The organism is Burkholderia sp. BKH01, assembly GCF_025685725.1.
Lineage (GTDB): Bacteria > Pseudomonadota > Gammaproteobacteria > Burkholderiales > Burkholderiaceae > Burkholderia > Burkholderia pyrrocinia_C.
This window is the reverse complement of sequence record NZ_JAOTQT010000008.1, coordinates 87,692-107,156: the sequence shown is the minus strand read 5'-3', so window position 1 is coordinate 107,156 and position 19,465 is coordinate 87,692. Positions and strand designations below refer to the sequence as shown.

Genomic DNA, 19,465 nt, shown 5'->3' with positions numbered 1-19,465 from the left:
TGCTCTGTAGAGGACACTAGACCGGGCGCGTAACGCGTATCGCCAGAAACACGAAAGGCCCGCATCGGCAGTTTGTCGGTGTGGGCCTTCTTGTTTATACGCACTTAGCCAGTTTGCGCGCGGTGGTGCTAGTATCAAGTTCGTTTTTTTCTTAAAGAATTGATAACGGCACGTGGCGCGTATGGTTACTTATCTAATATCCGTTAGAAGAATCCGTTAGAAGAAGACGGCTATCGGGGCAACGATGCACGGAAGAAATGTAAGGCGGCTGACTTTAATGAGATTGCCTCAGCTATAGAAAGTCATGTCAACGGGCTTCTATATGAACAGAAAGAGCCTGTTTGTTCGTATGGCTATGACGAGGTAGTGCACGCGCTTGGATATATATTGAAGCGTAGCCCAGCCGCAATCTCGAATTAACATTCTAAAAAATCATAAAGAAATGTTAATTCTTTTTTCTCAAAAATATTCCATCGCTTTTCAGAGCGGAAAATCAGTCTTCGCTCGCTAATCTAACGATTTGTGACATTGTGGATCGCTCAGCGTCTGCTACGATCGCGCAGAAGGATCACGGGAGACCAATTGTGTGTGCGCTTTGATGTTGGGGCGCATAGCATAGCCGTGTGTAAACCTTTGCGAATCCTGCGCAGCACCGGCCGTGGCTGCGCGCAACGACAACCGGTTCAGTCGGATGTCGATTCCAGTCAAAAATTGAAGTAGCGACGCGATTTGCGTCGAACGAAGAATGAATAAAAATCGCTATCGGGTTGTGTTCAATCGCGCACGTGGCGCGATGATGGTCGTTCAGGAAACCGGCAACTCGTCGCATGCGGCCGGAAATCCGCAAGGCGTAAGTGCGCCGCTGAACATGCCGGGATTGCGCGTCGTGTGGCAACCGATCGCGATGGCAGCAGCGTTGCTGTTCGGCATACCGGTATTCAGCTTTGCGCAAATCGTTCCGACTCCGGGCACAAGCACGCACGTAATCCAGACGCAGAACGGCATCCCGCAAGTGAATATTGCCGCACCGTCCGGCGCTGGTGTCTCGGTCAACACGTACAACCAGTTCGATGTACAAAAACCCGGCGCGATCCTGAACAACTCGCCGACGATCGTGAATACGCAGCAGGCAGGGATGATCAACGGCAACCCGAATTTCGGGGCAGGCCAGTCCGCGCGGATCATCGTCAACCAAGTCAACAGCAACGCACCGTCGCAACTTCGCGGTTATGTGGAGGTGGGAGGCAATCGGGCTGAGGTAATCCTGTCGAACAGTGCAGGTATTCAGGTCGACGGCGGCGGGTTCATCAATACGTCGAGAGCTGTCCTCACAACGGGAACGCCGTATTACGGCGCAGACGGGTCGCTCGGTGGATTCAACGTATCGCGCGGCCTGATTTCCGTAAGCGGTGCTGGCCTTAATGCGTCGAACGTGGATCAGGTCGACTTGATTTCTCGCGCCGTACAGGCCAACGCTGCCATTTACGCGAAAAATCTGAACGTGGTCGCCGGGGCTAACCAAGTCAACCACGACACGCTTGCAGCAACGCCGATTGCCGGCGATGGTGCCGCACCCGCTATCGCGATCGACGTGAGCCAACTCGGCGGTATGTACGCCAACAGGGTCTTTCTCGTATCGAACGAATTTGGTGTCGGTGTCGCGAACGCCGGGACGATCGCTGCACAAGCAGGCGACTTGACGCTTCAATCGAACGGCCAACTCGTACTCACGGGCAAGACAACGGCGAGCGGCAACCTTACCGCAACCGCGAACAGTGTTCAAAACAGCGGCACGACATATTCGCAACAGAGCGCAAACGTTTCGGCAGCCGGTACGTTGTCGAACAGCGGCACGCTCGCAGCTCAACAGAACACGACGATCACCGCGGGCATCATCAATTCGACGGGAACGCTCGGCGCAGGCGTAAATAATGATGGTTCTGTCGGTCATAGCGGTGACCTGAATCTGTCGAGCACTGGCCAACTGACGGCGACTGGCCAAAGCGTCGCGGGCGGGAACGTGTCGATTTCGGGCGCTGCCGTTAACCTGGCGGGTAGTGAAACGGCCGCGAACGGCAATCTCACGCTGAACGCGAACGCAGGCGACTTGAACCTTTCGAACGCCGCGACGAGCGCGCAGGGGGCGGTCAATGCGAATGCAGCAGGTGCATTGATCAACAATCACGGTAGCCTGTCGAGCCAAGGCGGTACAACGCTTACCGCAGGCAGCATTTCGAACCAAGGCGGCAAGGTTTCGGCACAAGGTCCGCTGAGCGTGCAGTCGAACGGCGCAATCTCGAATCAGGGCGGCACGCTGGTTTCGGAAAATGCGATGCAGGTGCGTGGTGGCGCGATTGCGAATAACCAAGGCACGATGCAGAGTGCGGCCGGAATGAATATTTCGGGTAGTTCGCTGGACAACAGTGCCGGTCGCGTTACGTCATTGAATTCGGACGGCCTGTCGATCACGACGACAGGGCAATTGACGAACGCGGCTGGTACGACCGCACTTGGCGCACAAGGCGGCGTCATCGGCGGCAACGGCGGTGTGACGGTGCAAACCGGCAGTGTCGTGAACCACGGCACGGTCAGTGCACAAACGAACCTGCAAGTTGATTCGCAATCACTCGACAATGGCAGCGGTACGTTGTCGGCTGCACAAAATGCAGTGATCAATGCCGGCGCGCAATTGACGAATAATTCCGGCAGCATCGCGGCCGGACAATCGGCAACGGTGAATGCAGCATCGCTGAGCAACGACGCGGGTTCGATACAGGCCAACCAGTTGTCGTTCGGGGCGACGAATTTGTCGAACCACAGTGGCACGATTACGCAAACCGGGACCGGCGCAATGAATGTCGCTGTCTCGAACACGCTCGATAATTCGAGCAACGGCGTGATTCAGACGAACAGCACCGACCTGAACCTGACGCCTGCGACGCTGATCAACGATCATGGAAAGATTACGCACGCGGGCAGTGGTACGTTGTCGATCACAACCGGTGCGATGTCGAACCAAGGCGGCACGATCGCGACCAATGGCGCGTTGAGCCTGAAGGCTGCTGCTGTATCGAATAGCGCCGGGACACTGGCCGCACAGCGACAGGCTGCGCTCAACGTTCAATCGCTCGATAACCACGCAGGTGGTTACGTCGGTGCCGACAGCATCACGCTAAAAGCACAAGGCGCGGTCGATAACCGCGCGGGCACGCTCGAAGCGAACAATGGCGTTTCGGTGACAGCCGACAGCCTCGCGAATGATGGAGGCTCGCTTAAAAACGTGGGTACGAGCGCGCTGTCGGTCACGACGGCGAACGCGCTGACGAATACGGCTGGCGGCACGATCGGCGGCAACGGTGACGTGTCGGTGTCGGCGGGCAGTATCGATAATTCCGGTGGTTCGTTGCTTGCAGGCCAGTCGCTGGCAGCACAGTCGAACGGCCAAATCGTGAATGCCGCTGGTCTTGTTCAGGCGAACGGCAATCTGTCACTTCGTGCGCAAGGTGCCGTGACCAACAGCGCGGGCCAAATTGAAGCGAACGGCGCGACATCCATCCTCAGCGTATCGGGCTCCAGCGTCGATAACAGCGATGGTCGAATCGCCAATATCGGCAACGGTGCGACGACGATCGACGGCGGCGCATCAATCACGAACACGAACGCGTCTGGCAAGGCCGGTGCGGGTACGATTGGCGGAAATGGCGATGTTACGCTGACCACGCAAGCACTCACCAATGCACAAGGCGGGCAGACGCTTGCGGGACACGACCTGACGTTGAATGTCGCGAGCGACGCGAACAATGCAGGCGGCGTGCTGTCGGCGGCGAACAACCTGACGTTCAATGGTGCGAACGCGGCGCTGTCGAACCAGAATGGTTCGGTCCGGGCAAACGGCGCGTTGTCGTTGACGGCCGCATCGATTGACGACACGTCTGGCAAGATCGGTAACGACGCCGGTAGCAACGGCAGCGTGTCGATTCAGACCGGCGCACTGTCGAACCAGGGCGGTGCGATTGGTAGCGATCAAGACCTGACGCTGAACACGGGTACGTTGTCCGGCGACGGTTCCATCATCGCGGGCCGCAACGGCTCAATCACGCTCGCGAGCGATTACACGCAGACGGCGGCGAACAAGCTTCACACAAACGGCAACCTGAATTTCACTACGTCGGGCAAGCTGACGAACCAAGGCGTAATGGATGCCAACGGTGCGCTGACGGTGAATGCTGCGAACGTCGACAACCAGAGTGGTGCGGATTTGAATTCCGCAAACACGACGGTCAACGCGAACGGCGGCACGATCGATAACGCGGGCCGAATCGAAGGCGATTCGGTTACGACCAACAGCGCGACGTTGAACAACACGGGCACCGTGATCGGTGCCAACGTAACGGCGAATGCCAATACGATTACGAATACCGGTGCTGCCGCCGTATTTGCTGCTGCCAATCAGTTGAATCTGTACGCGACGAATCAGTTGTCGAACACGGGCGGTGCGAACCTGTTCAGCGTCGGTGATATCAATATCGCGGCGAATGGTCAGCGCGATGCAAACGGCTTGCTCGCGAACCGCACGCAAAACGTGCTGAACGATCAATCGACGATCGAAGCGCAAGGCAACGTCGAGCTGGCGGCCGGTACCTTCACCAATACGCGTCCCGCACCGACGGTCACGACCGAAACGACGAGCACGTCGAGCAAGCACGAAACGAAGCGCCAGAAATACATCGTGTGCGCGACGATGAATGCTGACCCGAACGGCGGCTGCTCGCAGGCGATGTGGGTAAACGGCTATAAAACGCCACTCACTTCAAGCTATAGCGCCTCGCAGGTTGTCTCGGAATCGTCCGGACCGAACGCGACCGACAAGGTGCTGGTCGTGAACGTGAACGGCAAGCAGCAAACGATTTACTACAACACGCTGACGACCAACGCGGACGGGTCTGTTACGGTCAACTATTGGGATGCCTACGACCCGCACGTCAACTACGTTCCGGATACGGAATACAAGACACGCAGCGACGGCCATAACGGCTATCAGCGGGTCGAAATCTGGCGCGATACGACTTCCACGATTCAGCAAGACAAGGTAACGAGTCAGGCGCAGCAAGCGCAGCTTGTCGCGGGTGGCAGTATCACGATGGCGAACGTCGGCACGATCAACAACGAATACAGCGCGATCACGGCCGGCAAGTCGATTCAAATCGGCAGCACGCAACAAGGCGGCTCTGTTGGCAGCGGAAGCTACGGCGGCACGACTGTGAACAACGTTGGTCGGACGCTGTATCAGTATCAGACCGACAATATCGTATCGATGTACGCGTGGAACGAAGACACGACGCAGGATCGCGGCACGATCGTTGAACCGTCCGTTGTGCACACGCCGATTGCTATCGGTGGAACGGGCGGCACGATCATCGCGAACCAGTCGGTGTCGATCGACGCGCAGAACGTCAATAACCAGAACGTCGCCGCGCAGAATTCGGCTACCGGTGCGACAGGGGGCACGCTTGGCAACAACGCGGCCAATCAGGGTGTATCGGGCACCAATCCGTCCAAGGTCGGAGCGGCGAGCGGAACGACGACAGTTCCGGCACTGCAATCCGTTGCAAGCGCGACCGGTGCTTTGTCGATCACGTTGCCGACAAGCGGGATGTATTCAATTCATCCCGCGCCCGGTCAGCCGTATCTGATCGTCACCGACCCGCGTCTGACGAGCTATACGAAGTTCATTTCGAGCGATTACATGCTCGGCAAGTTGAACCTGAACCCGGCGAGCATTGAGAAGCGATTGGGTGACGGGATGTACGAGCAGCAGATGGTGCGTAACCAGATTACGCAGTTGACCGGCCGTACGTTCCTGCCGGGTTACGCCAGCGCCGAGGATGAGTATCGAGCCCTGATGACGAACGGCGCGAACTATGCGAAGGAATTCGGTTTAGTGCCCGGGATGGCGTTGACGGCTGCGCAGATGGATGCCTTGACGAGCGATATCGTGTGGCTCGTTGACCAGACCGTGACGCTGCCTGACGGCAGCACGACACACGTGCTGGCCCCGGTCGTTTATATGGCGCAAACACATGCGAACGATCTGCAACCGACCGGTGCGTTGATCGCGGCGGACGATGTTGAAATTCATACGACTGGCAGCACGACCAATTCGGGTGTCATCAAGGGTGGCTCGAAAACCGTCTTGACCGCAACGGATATTTTGAATCGCGGCGGCACGATTTCCAGCGACAGCAAAAGCGGCACGACCGTCGTGTCGGCGAGCAATGATGTAGTGAACGCATCCGGGATGATTACGGGCAATCGCGTCGCTGTCAGTGCGGGTCGGGATATCGTTAATACGACGCTGGTCGATACGGTTGGTGTGAGCGGTGCATCAGGCTCGAGCAAGGTCAACCAAACGTTGCTCGGTCAGCAAGGCTCGATCGCGTCTACCGGCGCGCTCACGTTGGATGCCGGCCGCGATTTGACGATTCACGGCGCGAATGTGTCGGCCGGCACGAATGCGTTCGTAACGGCAGGACGTAATATCAATGTCGATACCATTCAGTCGACCACGAACCAATCGATGCACCTGAGCGATCAGCGGCATTGGGAAGAATCCACAACGACGAACGTTGTGAGTGGTGTCAACGCCGGCAACAGCCTGACGATGATCAGTGGCAACGATGCAACGTTCAAGGGCGCAACCGTATCGGCTGGCAACGATTTGCAGGTATCGGCCGGTGGAAACCTGACGGCGACGACGGTCACCGACGAACACCAACTGAATAACGTTGCTGTTGATGGTCGTGCACGTAAGGAGGTCGATCACACCTATGACCAAACTGCGGTCGGTACAACGTTCTCGGCCGGGCACGATGCAGGGCTCGCGGCGATCAATAGCAACGACGCAACCAAGGGTAACGTCACACTGACCGGTTCGACCGTCACGTCTGGAACCAATAGCCTGACTCCCGGCGGCGTGACGATCAACGCTACCGGCAATGTCACGATGAACGAAGGTCGTGAGGAACACGACAGTTTCCGCGACGTGCAGACGAAGCGAGGTAGTTTTGTCAGCGGTTCGACAACCGATGGTATGCAAAACACGCAAACCAATATCGGTGTCGGCAGTACCCTGTCCGGGGATACGGTCCAGGTGCACGCGGGTAAGGACCTGACCATTCAAGGCAGTAACGTCGTCGGCACGAATGATGTGAAGCTCGACGCGACGGGCAACGTGATCATCAAGACTTCGCAGGACACGCAGAACGCACAGAGTTACTACGAGAAACGCGACTACGGTTTCCTCTCGGGCCTGAATCCGTTGAACCAGCTTGACGGTGGCTTGCAGGGTTATTCGATCGGCGTGCGAAAGACCACCGATGCGCAGCAAGCGACGAGCGTGACGAACGTCGGAAGTATGGTTGGTTCGTTGAACGGCAACCTTTCGATTACGTCCGGCAACGACTTGCACGTGACCGGTAGCACGTTGCATGCTGGAAACGATCTGAAGCTTGACGGCAAGACCGTGAAAATCGACGCGGCGCAGGACACTGGAACACAAAGCGAACAGCAATCGTTTAGCCAAACGGGCATTACCGCCGGCCTGAGCGGTACGATTGTTACGGCGGTCCAAACGGGCATCCAGATGACAAAGGACGTGCAGCGCACGAAGGGCGACGCACGTCTCGATGCGCTGGCGGCGGCGACTACAGGGTTAGCCGCGAAAAACGCCATCGATCAAATTGGGCAAACCGGGAATGGTGTCGGGAATATCGGCGTTAGCGTGTCGCTTGGTACAAGCCATAGCAACAGCAGTTCATCAGCGTCACAGAGTACCGCTGTCGGCAGTACCGTTGCAGCCGGTCATAACGTGTCCATCACGGCAACGGGCGTAGGTGAAAATAGCAATATCGACGTGATCGGCAGCACGATCAGTGCCGGTAATGACGCATTGCTGAAAGCAGACGGCAAGATTAACCTTGAGGCCGCGCAAAACACCGACAGCCAGAATAGTAAGAGCAGTGGATCGAGCGCGGGTATCGGCGTGACCCTTGGCGTCGGTCAGCAAAACGGTCTGTCGTTCCAGCTCGGTGTGTCGGGCAACAAGGGCAACGGTAACGGAAGCGATACGACGTACACGAATACGCACGTCACGGCGGGTAACACGCTGACGATGGAATCCGGCGGCGATACGAATCTTATCGGCGCTGTTGCGTCCGGCAAGCAAGTCGTGACCGACGTGGGCGGCAATCTGAATGTTCAGAGCCTGCAAGATACGAGCAAGTACGATTCGAAGCAACAAAGCGCGGGCGTATCGATAAGCGTATGCGTACCGCCGTTGTGCTACGGCACTTCGAGCGGATCGGCCAATTTCAGCCAGCAAAAGATGCACAGCGACTACGCCGCAGTGTCTGAGCAATCGGGCATCAAGGCGGGTGACGGTGGATTCCAGGTCAACGTCAAGGGCAATACTGACCTCAAGGGCGGTGTGATTGCGAGTAGCGACATGGCAGTACGAGACGGCGCGAACAGCCTGACGACAGCGACACTGACGACGAGCGATATCGAGAACCATGCATCGTACGACGCGTCGCAGGTTGGTCTTTCCGCCGGCTATGGCCCGGGAGGTTGGAGTTCTCAGCCCCCTGTTGCCCTTGGTGCTTCGGGCGATGCGAGTTCGACGACGCGCAGCGGCGTTAGCGGCGGGTCACTGACAATTACAGATAGCGCTAAGCAGCAGGAGCTGACCGGCAAGACGGCCGATGAAACAGTCGCCAACATCAATCGTGATACGTCGAACACAGGCGGCGCACTGGCCCCGATTTTCGACAAAGACAAGATTGAAGCTGGTTTCGATATTACGAGCCACTTCATTAGTGAAGCCGGGACGTTTATCCAGAACCGTGCGATAGAAGCGGACGCCGCCCGAAAGGCTCTGGATGCAGAAAAGGCCAAACCGGCAGATCAACAAGACGCTGCAAAAATCGCGCAGTTGACGCAGACCCTTCAGGACGACGCAACGTGGCTGGAAGGCGGAACTGGCCGCAGAGTGTTGACTGCGATCACAGCGGCGGCCGGCGGCAACGTTACCGGTTCGGCCGGCGCGATGGTGCAAAGTGCGGCGGCGTATTATTTCCAGAGCCTAGCCACTGAACAGGTTAAGGGAATTGCCGATGCGCTCGACAGCGAAACGGCTCGCACTGCGTTGCAGGGCCTTGTCGGATGCGCCGGTGCAGCGGGAGCGGGTAAAAGATGTGGGGCTGGCGCGGCTGGCGCGGCCGCAAGCGTGGTCCTGAACAACCTGTTGGATAGCCTGAACGGCACTCAGGCGTCGACGCTTACTAACGACGAAAAGCTACAACGCGAACGGCTCATCGAGTCGATTGTGGCCGGTACGACCGCTGCGTTGGGTGGCGACGCGGCAGCGACTTCAGCCGCTGCTTTGATCGAATCTGAAAACAACGCGACGAATTTCGTGAAAGGCACGACGCCGCGTATGCAGACGGCCGCGACAAGCGTAGCGGACGCGTTGAGAAAGCCGAAGGGAACGCTTACGCGAGCGGACATCGATGCGCAGATTGCCGCGCTAAACGCGTTGGAGGGCCAAGGGAATCTATCGAATCAAGAGGCATTGAACCTTAGTTCGCTGTGGATGGCGGTCGTTGAGCGAGCTGCAGTCGAAAATTTGATGACGCCACAGGAGATCATCGGAAGTAAGCAAGCACTGCAAGCAGCAATCGCTTCGATGATGTTTAGCGGCGGTGGTGATGCCTCCATCGGTGTCGGAAAGGGTACGTCGGGTCCGCAGTTGCCGGGTACAAGCGGCAATCGGACGGGGTACCTTACATCTGGTGGAGAGGCAAATGTAGCTGCGGGGTCAGGCTTACGCAGTCAACTGAATCAGGCTAATCTTGATGCTATCGCAGCGCAAGATGCCCGACTGGCGAAGGCGATAAACGGCGACGGTACTGGCAACCGAAACTTTTCGATCGGCACGGGCACTTATGCGGATGCTCAACGACTTGGCGAAATTTGGGTAGGAGATGGCGCACGACCTATGACCAATGTTCCGGGTGGACTAGTAAGTGCGGATGGCACTCGTACCTACAGACCGCCGACACCCAAAGGCAATTCCCCTTTCGCTATTACCGGGGTGCAGGCGAATTTCCAACAATTCGAAAATGGACAAATGGTCAGCAATGGGCATTTGAATGTGCATCAATGAAAGCAAAAGTGAAATCATTTGATCTTGGTGGGACGGTCGGCGTCTTCGAATACGTTCCAGAAGATCAAGACTGTTTCTGTCTATGGATGACATTCGTTATTGGCAGCGTCGTTAGCGATGGGGGCGATTATTTTCGCCTCATGATTTGTACGCCGGGTTGGCTCAAAAATAACCTCGCATACATGTCGTGGGGACGGCATATGCTGATAGTCAATGATGGATATAAGCCACAAAGCATCATTGATTACGTTGGCGAATTTCTGGCGTCACTTGACGAAAAAGACTGGCCTGCCTTGACGGCGAAGATTTCCCGTGTGATGGAATGGGAATTCGAAGACTACAAAAATTGATTCTAGGCCCGATGACGTGTCGAACTTCGGTACATGGATTCGAGCCTACATCGGCCCGGAGGGCGCGGCTGGTTTTGAGTCGTTTGATATACGTGTTTCCACGCCTGATTGGCTAATATCGCAGATCCACTCTTGAAATCCAAAGGGCACGAGCAAAGAAAAGGCTAGGTATGGATCATAAGCAAATTTTCGCCGGTGAAACACGCTTTGTTGGATGCCGCGCCATACGTTCTTCTTTCTCTTGCTGATGCAGATGGACTCCTTACATTGCGGCTCCAAGAGGGAGTGTGAAATGAAGGAATTGAAAGTAATGGCTGACTGCCAGTGTCATCCAGTGTGGGATATGTCGCCTGAGATGTATGGTGATATCGATCCGAACGCCTTGTCGATTTCGGACGGATTAAAGCGACGACTAGCTGATTGGGCGGGTGAGTTTGACGAAGCGTTGAATATGGAAGACCCTGAAAATTCTGGCTTCAGGAGCGTAGAGGCTGCGACGGTTTTCAAAGAGCAGGGGGGCGGCTTGCAGAGCAGTTACGAAGCAAAATCGGTTCTGACTATCTCGTTTCCGTCAAAGTCTGAATTGCCACAAACACGGATCGAATTTGCTTCAAAGCGGGGCGACATATCGCTCCCTCCACTGGTCGCGAACCCGACAGCGGGACACGAACGATGAAAATCGTTAAAGATTGCTGGGAAGACATGGCGGCGTTCGATTGTCAATGTGGCGCTCATCTTTTTGATGGGAAGGGCGCGTACATATACGTGAACAGCTGGCTAAGGTCATTCGGAGAAGTTGAGGGCCAATTTTCAAAGCGAAATGGCGAAGGTTTTGTAGGGCATTGTGTTTTGGTATTCAAATAAATCAAAAGCTTTGATTTTGATATCAAGCCCTACACTAGGATTGGCAACTCCATATCTTGGGGGGGGATACGATTTCATTCAATTATATAGGTGATGCCCAAGATGTGAGAGCGTATGAATTGGCGGGAAGTCTTCATGGATTCGCTTCGTCGGTAAGCATCTCTGTGGAAGCACATGAATTTGAACTGCATATCTTAGAAATGGATGAGCCCGCGCGCCAATCATAAACCAGCGAATTTGGGTAGCGGTAGATTCGGTGGAATCAGGGAATAGATCAACAATGAAAAACATTAGACGACTGGCGGCATTGCCATTCGTGGCTTCCGTGTCGCTCGGGGTTCATGCACAGCAGACCCCCACGCCTGCTGACCAAGCCGCCGCCGCGCGCGCGAACGCGGAACAGGATCGACAAGCGCAGCAGCAACGCGACGCGCAGCAGCGCGACGCAGCATTGCGCACGCCTTCCGTTCGATCGGAAGTGCCACACGCCGAAACATACCCGCCGTTGCCGAGCGAACAGCCGTGTTTTCGGATTGACCGCTTCACGCTTGACGTTCCTGATTCGTTGCCGGGCACGGTGAAATCGCAAGGCATGTCGACATTGCCGATGGACCGCTTTGCGTTCGCGCGTGAATGGCTCGAACACTACACGGGGCAGTGCATCGGCAAGCAAGGGCTGGACGTTCTCGTCAAAGCATTGTCGCAAGACATTCTGTCGCGCGGGTACATCACGACGCGCATGCTCTTGCCCGAACAGGATTTGGCGACTGGCATATTGAAGGTCTCGCTGATTCCCGGCGTGATTCGGCACGTGCGCTTCGCCGATGAAAAACTGCGTGGCACATGGAAAACCGCGTTTCCGACGCGCGACGGCGAACTACTAAACCTGCGCGACCTTGAGCAAGGTCTGGAGCAGATGAAGCGCGTCACGAGTCAAGACGTGTCGATGCAGATCGTCCCTGCTGACCAACCGGGCGAAAGCGATGTTGTGCTCGACGTGAAACGCGGCAAGCCGTGGACCGTCGTCGCATCGATCGACAACTCTGGAACGCGCGCGACCGGTAAGCTGCAAGGCAACCTGTCGATCGGCATCGACAACCCGTTGGGCTTGAACGACATTTTCAACGTGGGTGTGAGTCAAGACCTTGAACTTGGTGACAAGCGCCTTGGTTCGCACGGCTGGAACGGTTTCTATTCGATTCCGTGGGGCTACTGGACCGCGACGTTATCGGCCTACACGAACACGTACTACCAGCAAATCGCGGGGGTTAATCAGACGTTCGTGGCGAGCGGAAATTCCAAGACGATTGATTTCAAACTGGCACGCGTGCTCGCACGCAGTCAGAACGACGTGTTGGGCGGTTATTTTCGCTTGTCGCGTCGCTTCGGCCAGAGCTTCATCGAAGATACTGAGATTCCGCAGCAGCGCCGCAACAACACGTTCGTTGAATTCGGGCTGACCGATCGCCACTATTTCGGCGGCGCGCAGTTCGATGGCACGCTTGCGTACAGGCAAGGTATCGGCACGTTTGGCGCACAGGATGATGTATTGGCAACGGGTGGTGGTCCGACGTACCGCTACAAAATGGCCGTGCTGGATGCGAACCTGTCGGTGCCGTTCGCGATCGCGCAACAGCCGTTCCGCTACGTCACGACCTTTCACGGCCAATACACCGGCAACACGTTGTACTACATTGACGACCTGACGATCGGCAGCCGTTACACGGTCCGCGGTTTCGACGGCGAAACGATGCTGGCGGCGGCGCGCGGCTTCTACTGGCGCAACGAATTGCAGATGCCTATCGGGCAGACAGGGCAGGCGGTCTACGCGGGCCTCGACTACGGACGTGTATGGGGATCTCAACCGGTGGCGTTGGTCGGGACGCAGTTGGCCGGTGCTGTGATCGGCGTTAAGGGCAGTGTAGCAACGCGCTTCGGCGGCTATGGCTACGACCTGTTCGCAGGAACCCCAGTCTACAAGCCGTCCGGATTCCCGACTGCGCGCGTCACGGTCGGATTTCAGATTACAGCGCAGTTTTGATCATTTCGTATCTGACTGCTCCACGAGGTTGAACACTTTGCTCAGTAGCATCGGCTGCTGTATTTTTTCTACAACGACAAAACAACGTAAATCATGCAAGGACGACGAGTTTGGTTGGCGGGTGTGATGAGTACTGCGATGCTACTGACCGCATGCGGCGGGGATAGCGCCGGAACCGTCAATTCGGGAAATAGTCCGTCGAGCGGTAACGCGGCCGGGACGCCGACCACGACATTGCCGACCTCACCGCCACCGGTTTCCTCAACGCAGCCGCCTGCGGCTCAGGCGGCATGTCGGCCGAATGGCAACTTTACCTATTCGGGTTCCGCTTCTCTGGTCGCGGCGAACAACGGTCAACTGTCGGTAGTCGTCGTGCCGAGCTTGCCGAGCGCGTACTCGAAGAACCGGAACATGACTGCGCCGAACGCGCCTGCGTCCAGTCTGGTGCAGCAGGTAAGCGGAGCGTTCACGACGCTCGCATCGTCGGCGGCGGCAACGGATTGCCTCGGGCTCGATCATGGCGCCGTGACGGAGATTCAGAGCATCGGCACCGACGTTGCGATCGGCCGATGGAACCAGGCGATGGATACGGACGGCAATACCTATACCAATACCCAGGGCGTTCACTATGCGGTCGGCACGCCGTTATCGTTGTCGGGGACGAGCGGCACGCTTGCATGCACGCAGATGCTGGCCGACACGGTCACGACCAGCGACGGCACTTCGTCTGGCACGCTCGGCACAAGTACGGCCACGCTCGATCTTGCCGCGCGCACGCTCAATAACCTGAACCTGTCGATCAATATGGCGAATGCGCAATACACGCTGACATTCTCCAAGGCATCGTTGAACGCTGCCTCGGCGACTGTCGGACAGATGTCCGTTCAGCCGGTTGTCGTTGGGCACGATGCGATGCAGCCTTTAGTCGCAGTTGGCTACTCGTCCGCGCTGCCGAATACACAGGGGATAGGCGGTATCGTGGTGCTGTCGTGCAAATGATGGGCGTTGTCGACAAGCCGTCCGGATTCCCGACTGCGCGTGTCGCGGTCGGATTTCAGGTTACAGCGCAGTTCTGAAATTATCGAAGATAGAATTCAGTGATGTTTAAAAATACGTTGATGGTCTTCGCACTCGGCACATTGTTGGCTGGCTGTGCGTCGCACAACACGCACAGCGCCGCCTACGATCGTGCAACGGATGCGAGGATTCGCGTTTATTTTGGCGCATCCACGCACTTCTTCTTCAACACGACATGCGAACCGAAGAAAGGTGTACTCGGTTTCGGCGGCGGCGGAATGGCAGTGGCTAAACTACGCACGCTACATCTCGCCAACACGACGATTGGGATGCCCGTTCCAGAGGACGCGTATCGGTACTATGACGAGTATGTGATCAAAGCCAACGAGCCACTGACGATTTCGGTCGAATACGGTGGTGACTCGTTGCCTGATTTTAACGGCTTCGTTTTTAGAAGTCGGTTTCAGCACATTGCGCGTACTTTCGTTCCTCTGGCTGGCAAAGATTACGAAGCGTTCGCAAGCAATTCATCGAATAGTCTCCAACTCAACGTTCGGAGGCTATCTGTCGTAGGTGAGCACGTTCAGACGGAGCCGGTCGGCATCAAGGCCGCGCCAAAGTGCCAAGATGTGAGTCCCGATCCTGCCGGGTAAGTTTCGTTTACCTATGACGAGTTCACGACAGCAACCGATGCAGGAAGATCGCGAGCTTACCGCTTTTTTGCGGCGGCATGTCGATGCGTCGCTGTCGCCGAATTCTGAGCCACGCCCGCCGTGCTTTCATTGCGGCTCAGCGCACGTTGGTATCCGTGGATACCGAAACGCCTTGAGCGGTCACCGAATTCCGCGCTTCCTGTGTGGGGCATGTAATCGCGAATTCACACGGCTGCACGGTACGCCGATGTGTGGGCGTCATGCGCAAAAGTTGGAGGCGCTGATAGCGCTTCTATCGCAACCGTTCAGCCGTTCGACCGTTGCGACGACACGGCCGCTTCATTGACAAGGTACGGATGCGACTGGGAAAAATTGTCACTGCTTGGCGGCTGTGGAGCCCTCCGTTCGTGTGCCGGGGCTGGACAGTACGAAGCGCGGCGCATGGAGCGAAACCAACGGAAATGCATCAGGCCCGCATCGGCAGCCTCGTCGAAGTGGGCTTTTTCTTTCCGCCCGCGGCCAAGCCCGATACCGTCGTGCGTTCCAGTTTCCTCCCGCTGATCGACTTCGGGTAAATTACCCACCGAACGCCAATCCCTATTCCCAATCCCGACCCGGAGCCACCCCTCGATGCAGGATCATCCTCTCCCGCTCGACCTGTCCGGCCTTGCGCCAAGCCTGTACGCGCAGGGCACCGAGGAAAGCATCCTGGCGCGGCTGATGGAGCGGATCACGCCTGCGAATCGCTTCTGCGTCGATATCGGCGCGAGCGACGGCCTGCGCAACAGCAACACCGCGCGGCTGCTGCGCGAACAGGATTGGGCGGGCGTGCTCGTGGAAGGCAGCGCGTACCGCTTCGGCAAGCTTGCCGCCCACTACGCGGGTGCGGAGCGTGTGCGCCTGCACCACGACCGCGTCCAGCCCGACACGATCGACCAGTTGCTCGCCGATGCGAACACACCGGCCGACTTCGACCTGCTGTCGATCGATATCGACGGCAATGACTACTGGGTGTGGCGCGGCCTGCAAGCGTTTCAGCCGCGCATCGTCGTGATCGAATACAACCCGTACTACACGCCGCCCGAACGCTGGGTCATGTGCTTCAATCCGGACCACGAATGGGACGGCTCGACCTATTACGGCGCGAGCCTCGAATCGCTCGTTCATCTCGGCAGGCAGAAGGGCTATGAGCTCGTCTGCTGCGACGACATGGGCAACAACGCATTCTTCGTGCGGCAGGACCTGTACCCGCTGCTCGGCATCGCGAACAACGCTCCTTCGGTGCTGTTCCGGCCGGCGATGTACAAGCTGCGCTACGTCGGCCACAACACGTTCCTGAGCGGCCATCCATATCGGTACGGGCCGGCCGAGCACATCTGAATGGACCAGCCCGCCGTCACCTTCGACGAAATCCGCGATGCCTACGCGCTCGGCCAAAGCGGGCCGCCGCGGCAGGTCGGCGAACGCGTGTGGCATCTGCCGACCGACGGCGGCGGCGTGGCGGTCAAGCTCTATGCGCAGGAGCATCATGCGCGCGCGGCCAAGGAAGCCGCTCTCCTTGCGCATTTCGAGACGCACGGCGATGCGCGCTTCCGTGTACAGACACTGAAACGCACGACGGCCGGCGAACCGCTGTGGACGGGCACAGGCGTGCACGCAATGGTGACGCGCTGGGAAGCGGGGCAGTTCAGAACCTACGATACGTTTTCGCCTGCCGAGTGGGAGGCACTTGGCGCGAGTCTGGCAGCGTTGCATTTGAGCCTCGAGCGACTTCATCTGCCGTCGCTCGACACGATCCGCGAGCGGCTGACCGCGATCGACGCGGACACGGTGCGCCGCAGCCTGCTGGACGCGCTGGCTCGCTCGCGCTCGGACGACGGCGCCGCGAACCTGCACCGCTATGTCGAACTCGCGCTGCGCATGATCGACCGCTACTATCCGGGCAGCGTCGAAGCGTTTCCCGCCGACGATCCGCAGCACCCGATCCACAACGACTACAACCAGTTCAACTATCTGTTCGCGGACGTGGGCACGCCGCCGCCGCTCATCCTCGACTGGGAAGCGTCGATCGGCGCGCCGCGCGAATACGAGCTGGTGCGTTGCCTGAATCATCTGCCGCTGGAGGCGCCGCACCTGGCGGAAGCCTTCGTGCGCGCGTACCGGCGGGGCCGGCCGGTGGATCCCGCGCGCATCGCATGGGCCGTCGATGCCGCGTGTCTGCAGCACGCGCTCAAGCTGTGGGTCGTGCAAGGCTGGCTCGACGATCCGTCGCGCTTCGCCGCTCACCTGAACGGGGCGGTGACGATGGCGTCCGCGATGGTGGACGCGCGCGGCCGTCTCGTCGATTTCTTTTCTCGTTGCGTGGAAGCAGGAAACTGAAGTGAATGCGAATCCGAACCGGACCACGAACCCGCTGCCATCCGGCGAGCGACAACATGTCTTCCCGCCGCCGCTGGATCGCGATTACCGCGTCGAAGACGGGCGCGTCCGGACGCGCTCGCTGGAAGCGCATATCGTCGATCACTGCAACCTGACCTGCGCGGAATGCTGCTCGCTGTCGCCGCTCCTGCCCGAGTGGCATGCGAGCCCCGATTCGCTCGAGGCCGATCTGCGCATGGCCGCGAAGGTCTTGAGCCCGCGCATGTTCAAGCTGGTCGGCGGCGAACCGCTGCTGCATCCGGCGCTCGTCGAGCTGATCGAACGCGTGCGCGCCACGGGCATCGCGCCCGTGATCTCCGTCACGACAAACGGCCTGAAGCTCGGCGAGATGCCGGACGCGTTCTGGCAGTCGGTGGATGCGCTGACGATCTCGCGCTACCCGAAGCCGTCGCTTTCGCCAAACCTGATCGCGCATGTCGAGCACCAGGCCGCGCGCTTTAACGTGCGCCTGAACTGGAAGGTGCAGGACGTGTTCACGACGATGAATCGCGCGCAGCCCGGCACGGATCGCGACGACGCACAGCGCCTCTATCGCGATTGCTGGATCCGCGAGCGCTGCCATATGATTCGCGACGGCATGTTCTACACGTGCACGCGTCCCGCGCATTTCCATACGCTGTACAAGGGCGAGAAGGATTTTCAATCCGACGGCCTGCCGTTGCGCGACGACGCAGGCATGCTCGACGCGATGCTCGCCTATCTGCAACGCGAGGCGCCGCTCGAAGCGTGCCTGCATTGTCAGGGCGGCAGCGCGCCGGTGGCGCCGCATCGCATCCTCAAACGCATTGAAGTGGACACCCTGAAGGCTCGTTATCCATGATCGTCGGCACGCGCGACCTGTTCGGTTTCGATCGTCTGCACTACCATCCGCGCAGCGGCGTATCGGCGTCCGGCATCCGGGCCGTCCTGCATGCTTCGGGGCAACCGGCCGGCGCGCCGGACACGGCCGCCATCGCGGGCTACCTGAGCGGCGAGCGTCCCATCAGTCGCACCGTGCTGCGCGACGTGCTGGCGGTGCCGCCCGGCCATGCGCTGATCCGTTCGCCGCAAGGGCTGGCGGTGCAGCCGGCGCCCGAGCGGCCGCAGCGCGGCGATCTGGAAACCGTGCTGCGCGCATCGCTGCAACGCGCGCTCGACAGCGGCAAGCGCGTCGCGCTGGCGCTGAGCGGCGGGCTCGATTCGGCGCTGCTGCTCGCGTTGCTGCGCGAACTCGGCGCGCAGCGGCACGTGACGTCCTACATCCTCGCGACCGACATGCCGGACTATTGCGAACGGGATGCCGCACTCGAACTGGCCGCGCAGATGAAGGCGACGGTGAAGATCGTGTGCGCGAACGAGGCCGATTTCGTGGCCGCGCTGCCGAGAACGACCCATGCGGTCGAGGAGCCGATGTTCAACCTGCATCCGGTCGCGAAGCTGCTGCTGGCCGAGGCGATGGCCGCGGACGGCATCGAGGTGGCCATCACCGGCGACGGTGCGGACCAGGTGCTGCGCCGCGACCGGTCGGCCAACTATCTGCCGCTGTGCCATGCGTTGTTCGATGCGGCGTCGGTCGACCTGCATCCGCCGTTTGTCGACGCCGCCGTCGTCGCGCATCTGACGAGCATCGAGCGCGACCCGAACAAGCAGTGCCTGCGCGATCTCGGTGCGCGCCTGAATCTGCCGGACCGGCTCGTGCACGGCCCCAAGCGCGGGCGGCTCGCGCCGGCGATGGACCTCACGAAACTGCTCGATCGCGACCGTACGCACGCGCTGGCCGACACGCTCGGTCTCGCCGCGCCCACGCTGCAGGCGGATACCGAACGCGTGCTGTGGGCGACGCTGACGCTGATCCTCGATCATCTCGACCACTTCGATGCCGTGCATCGCCCAACCTGAG

At 58.7% G+C, this 19,465-nt stretch carries 11 protein-coding genes; all 11 read left to right on the top strand.

Features of this window, described 5'->3' with window-relative positions; all coding sequences use genetic code 11:
• Nucleotides 1-745 precede the first annotated feature (745 nt).
• The 11 genes from OEJ37_RS14915 to OEJ37_RS14865 all read left to right on the top strand — a co-directional run bounded on the left by OEJ37_RS14915 (nt 746) and on the right by OEJ37_RS14865 (nt 19,464).
• A complete protein-coding gene (locus OEJ37_RS14915; protein WP_263344697.1) occupies nt 746-10,222 on the top strand; it encodes a hemagglutinin repeat-containing protein in 9,477 nt (3,158 codons plus the stop codon).
• The gene (locus OEJ37_RS14910; protein WP_263344696.1) at nt 10,219-10,572 is read left to right on the top strand and encodes an immunity 8 family protein; all 354 of its coding nucleotides are present in this window, start codon (nt 10,219-10,221) and stop codon (nt 10,570-10,572) included. The genes OEJ37_RS14915 and OEJ37_RS14910 overlap by 4 nt, the downstream gene beginning before the upstream one ends.
• Nucleotides 10,568-10,708, top strand: a complete 141-nt coding sequence (locus tag OEJ37_RS14905) for an Imm8 family immunity protein (RefSeq protein WP_174419301.1) — start codon at nt 10,568-10,570, stop codon at nt 10,706-10,708. The genes OEJ37_RS14910 and OEJ37_RS14905 overlap by 5 nt, the downstream gene beginning before the upstream one ends.
• Before the next feature lie 156 nt (nt 10,709-10,864).
• Complete coding sequence (locus OEJ37_RS14900) at nt 10,865-11,248, top strand: hypothetical protein (protein WP_263344694.1); 384 nt, start codon at nt 10,865-10,867, stop codon at nt 11,246-11,248.
• A 468-nt stretch (nt 11,249-11,716) separates the two neighbouring features.
• A complete protein-coding gene (locus OEJ37_RS14895; protein ID WP_263344692.1) occupies nt 11,717-13,477 on the top strand; it encodes a ShlB/FhaC/HecB family hemolysin secretion/activation protein in 1,761 nt (586 codons plus the stop codon).
• Nucleotides 13,478-13,570: 93 nt separating this feature from the next.
• Nucleotides 13,571-14,476 carry a hypothetical protein gene (locus tag OEJ37_RS14890; protein WP_263344691.1) on the top strand — a complete coding sequence of 302 codons (906 nt, stop codon included), beginning with the start codon at nt 13,571-13,573 and terminating at the stop codon, nt 14,474-14,476.
• Between the two features lie 101 nt (nt 14,477-14,577).
• The gene (locus tag OEJ37_RS14885; RefSeq protein ID WP_263344690.1) at nt 14,578-15,147 is read left to right on the top strand and encodes a hypothetical protein; all 570 of its coding nucleotides are present in this window, start codon (nt 14,578-14,580) and stop codon (nt 15,145-15,147) included.
• 630 nt (nt 15,148-15,777) lie between these two features.
• On the top strand, nt 15,778-16,527 hold the full coding sequence (locus tag OEJ37_RS14880) for an FkbM family methyltransferase (protein WP_263344689.1): 750 nt from the start codon (nt 15,778-15,780) through the stop codon (nt 16,525-16,527).
• On the top strand, nt 16,528-17,526 hold the full coding sequence (locus OEJ37_RS14875; RefSeq protein WP_263344688.1) for a phosphotransferase enzyme family protein: 999 nt from the start codon (nt 16,528-16,530) through the stop codon (nt 17,524-17,526).
• A gap of 1 nt (nt 17,527) precedes the next feature.
• The gene (locus tag OEJ37_RS14870) at nt 17,528-18,406 is read left to right on the top strand and encodes a 4Fe-4S cluster-binding domain-containing protein (RefSeq protein ID WP_263344687.1); all 879 of its coding nucleotides are present in this window, start codon (nt 17,528-17,530) and stop codon (nt 18,404-18,406) included.
• Entirely contained in the window at nt 18,403-19,464 is a 1,062-nt protein-coding gene (locus OEJ37_RS14865; RefSeq protein WP_263344686.1) for an asparagine synthase-related protein, read from the top strand. Before OEJ37_RS14870 ends, OEJ37_RS14865 begins: the two co-directional genes overlap by 4 nt.
• Nucleotide 19,465: the final 1 nt, after the last annotated feature.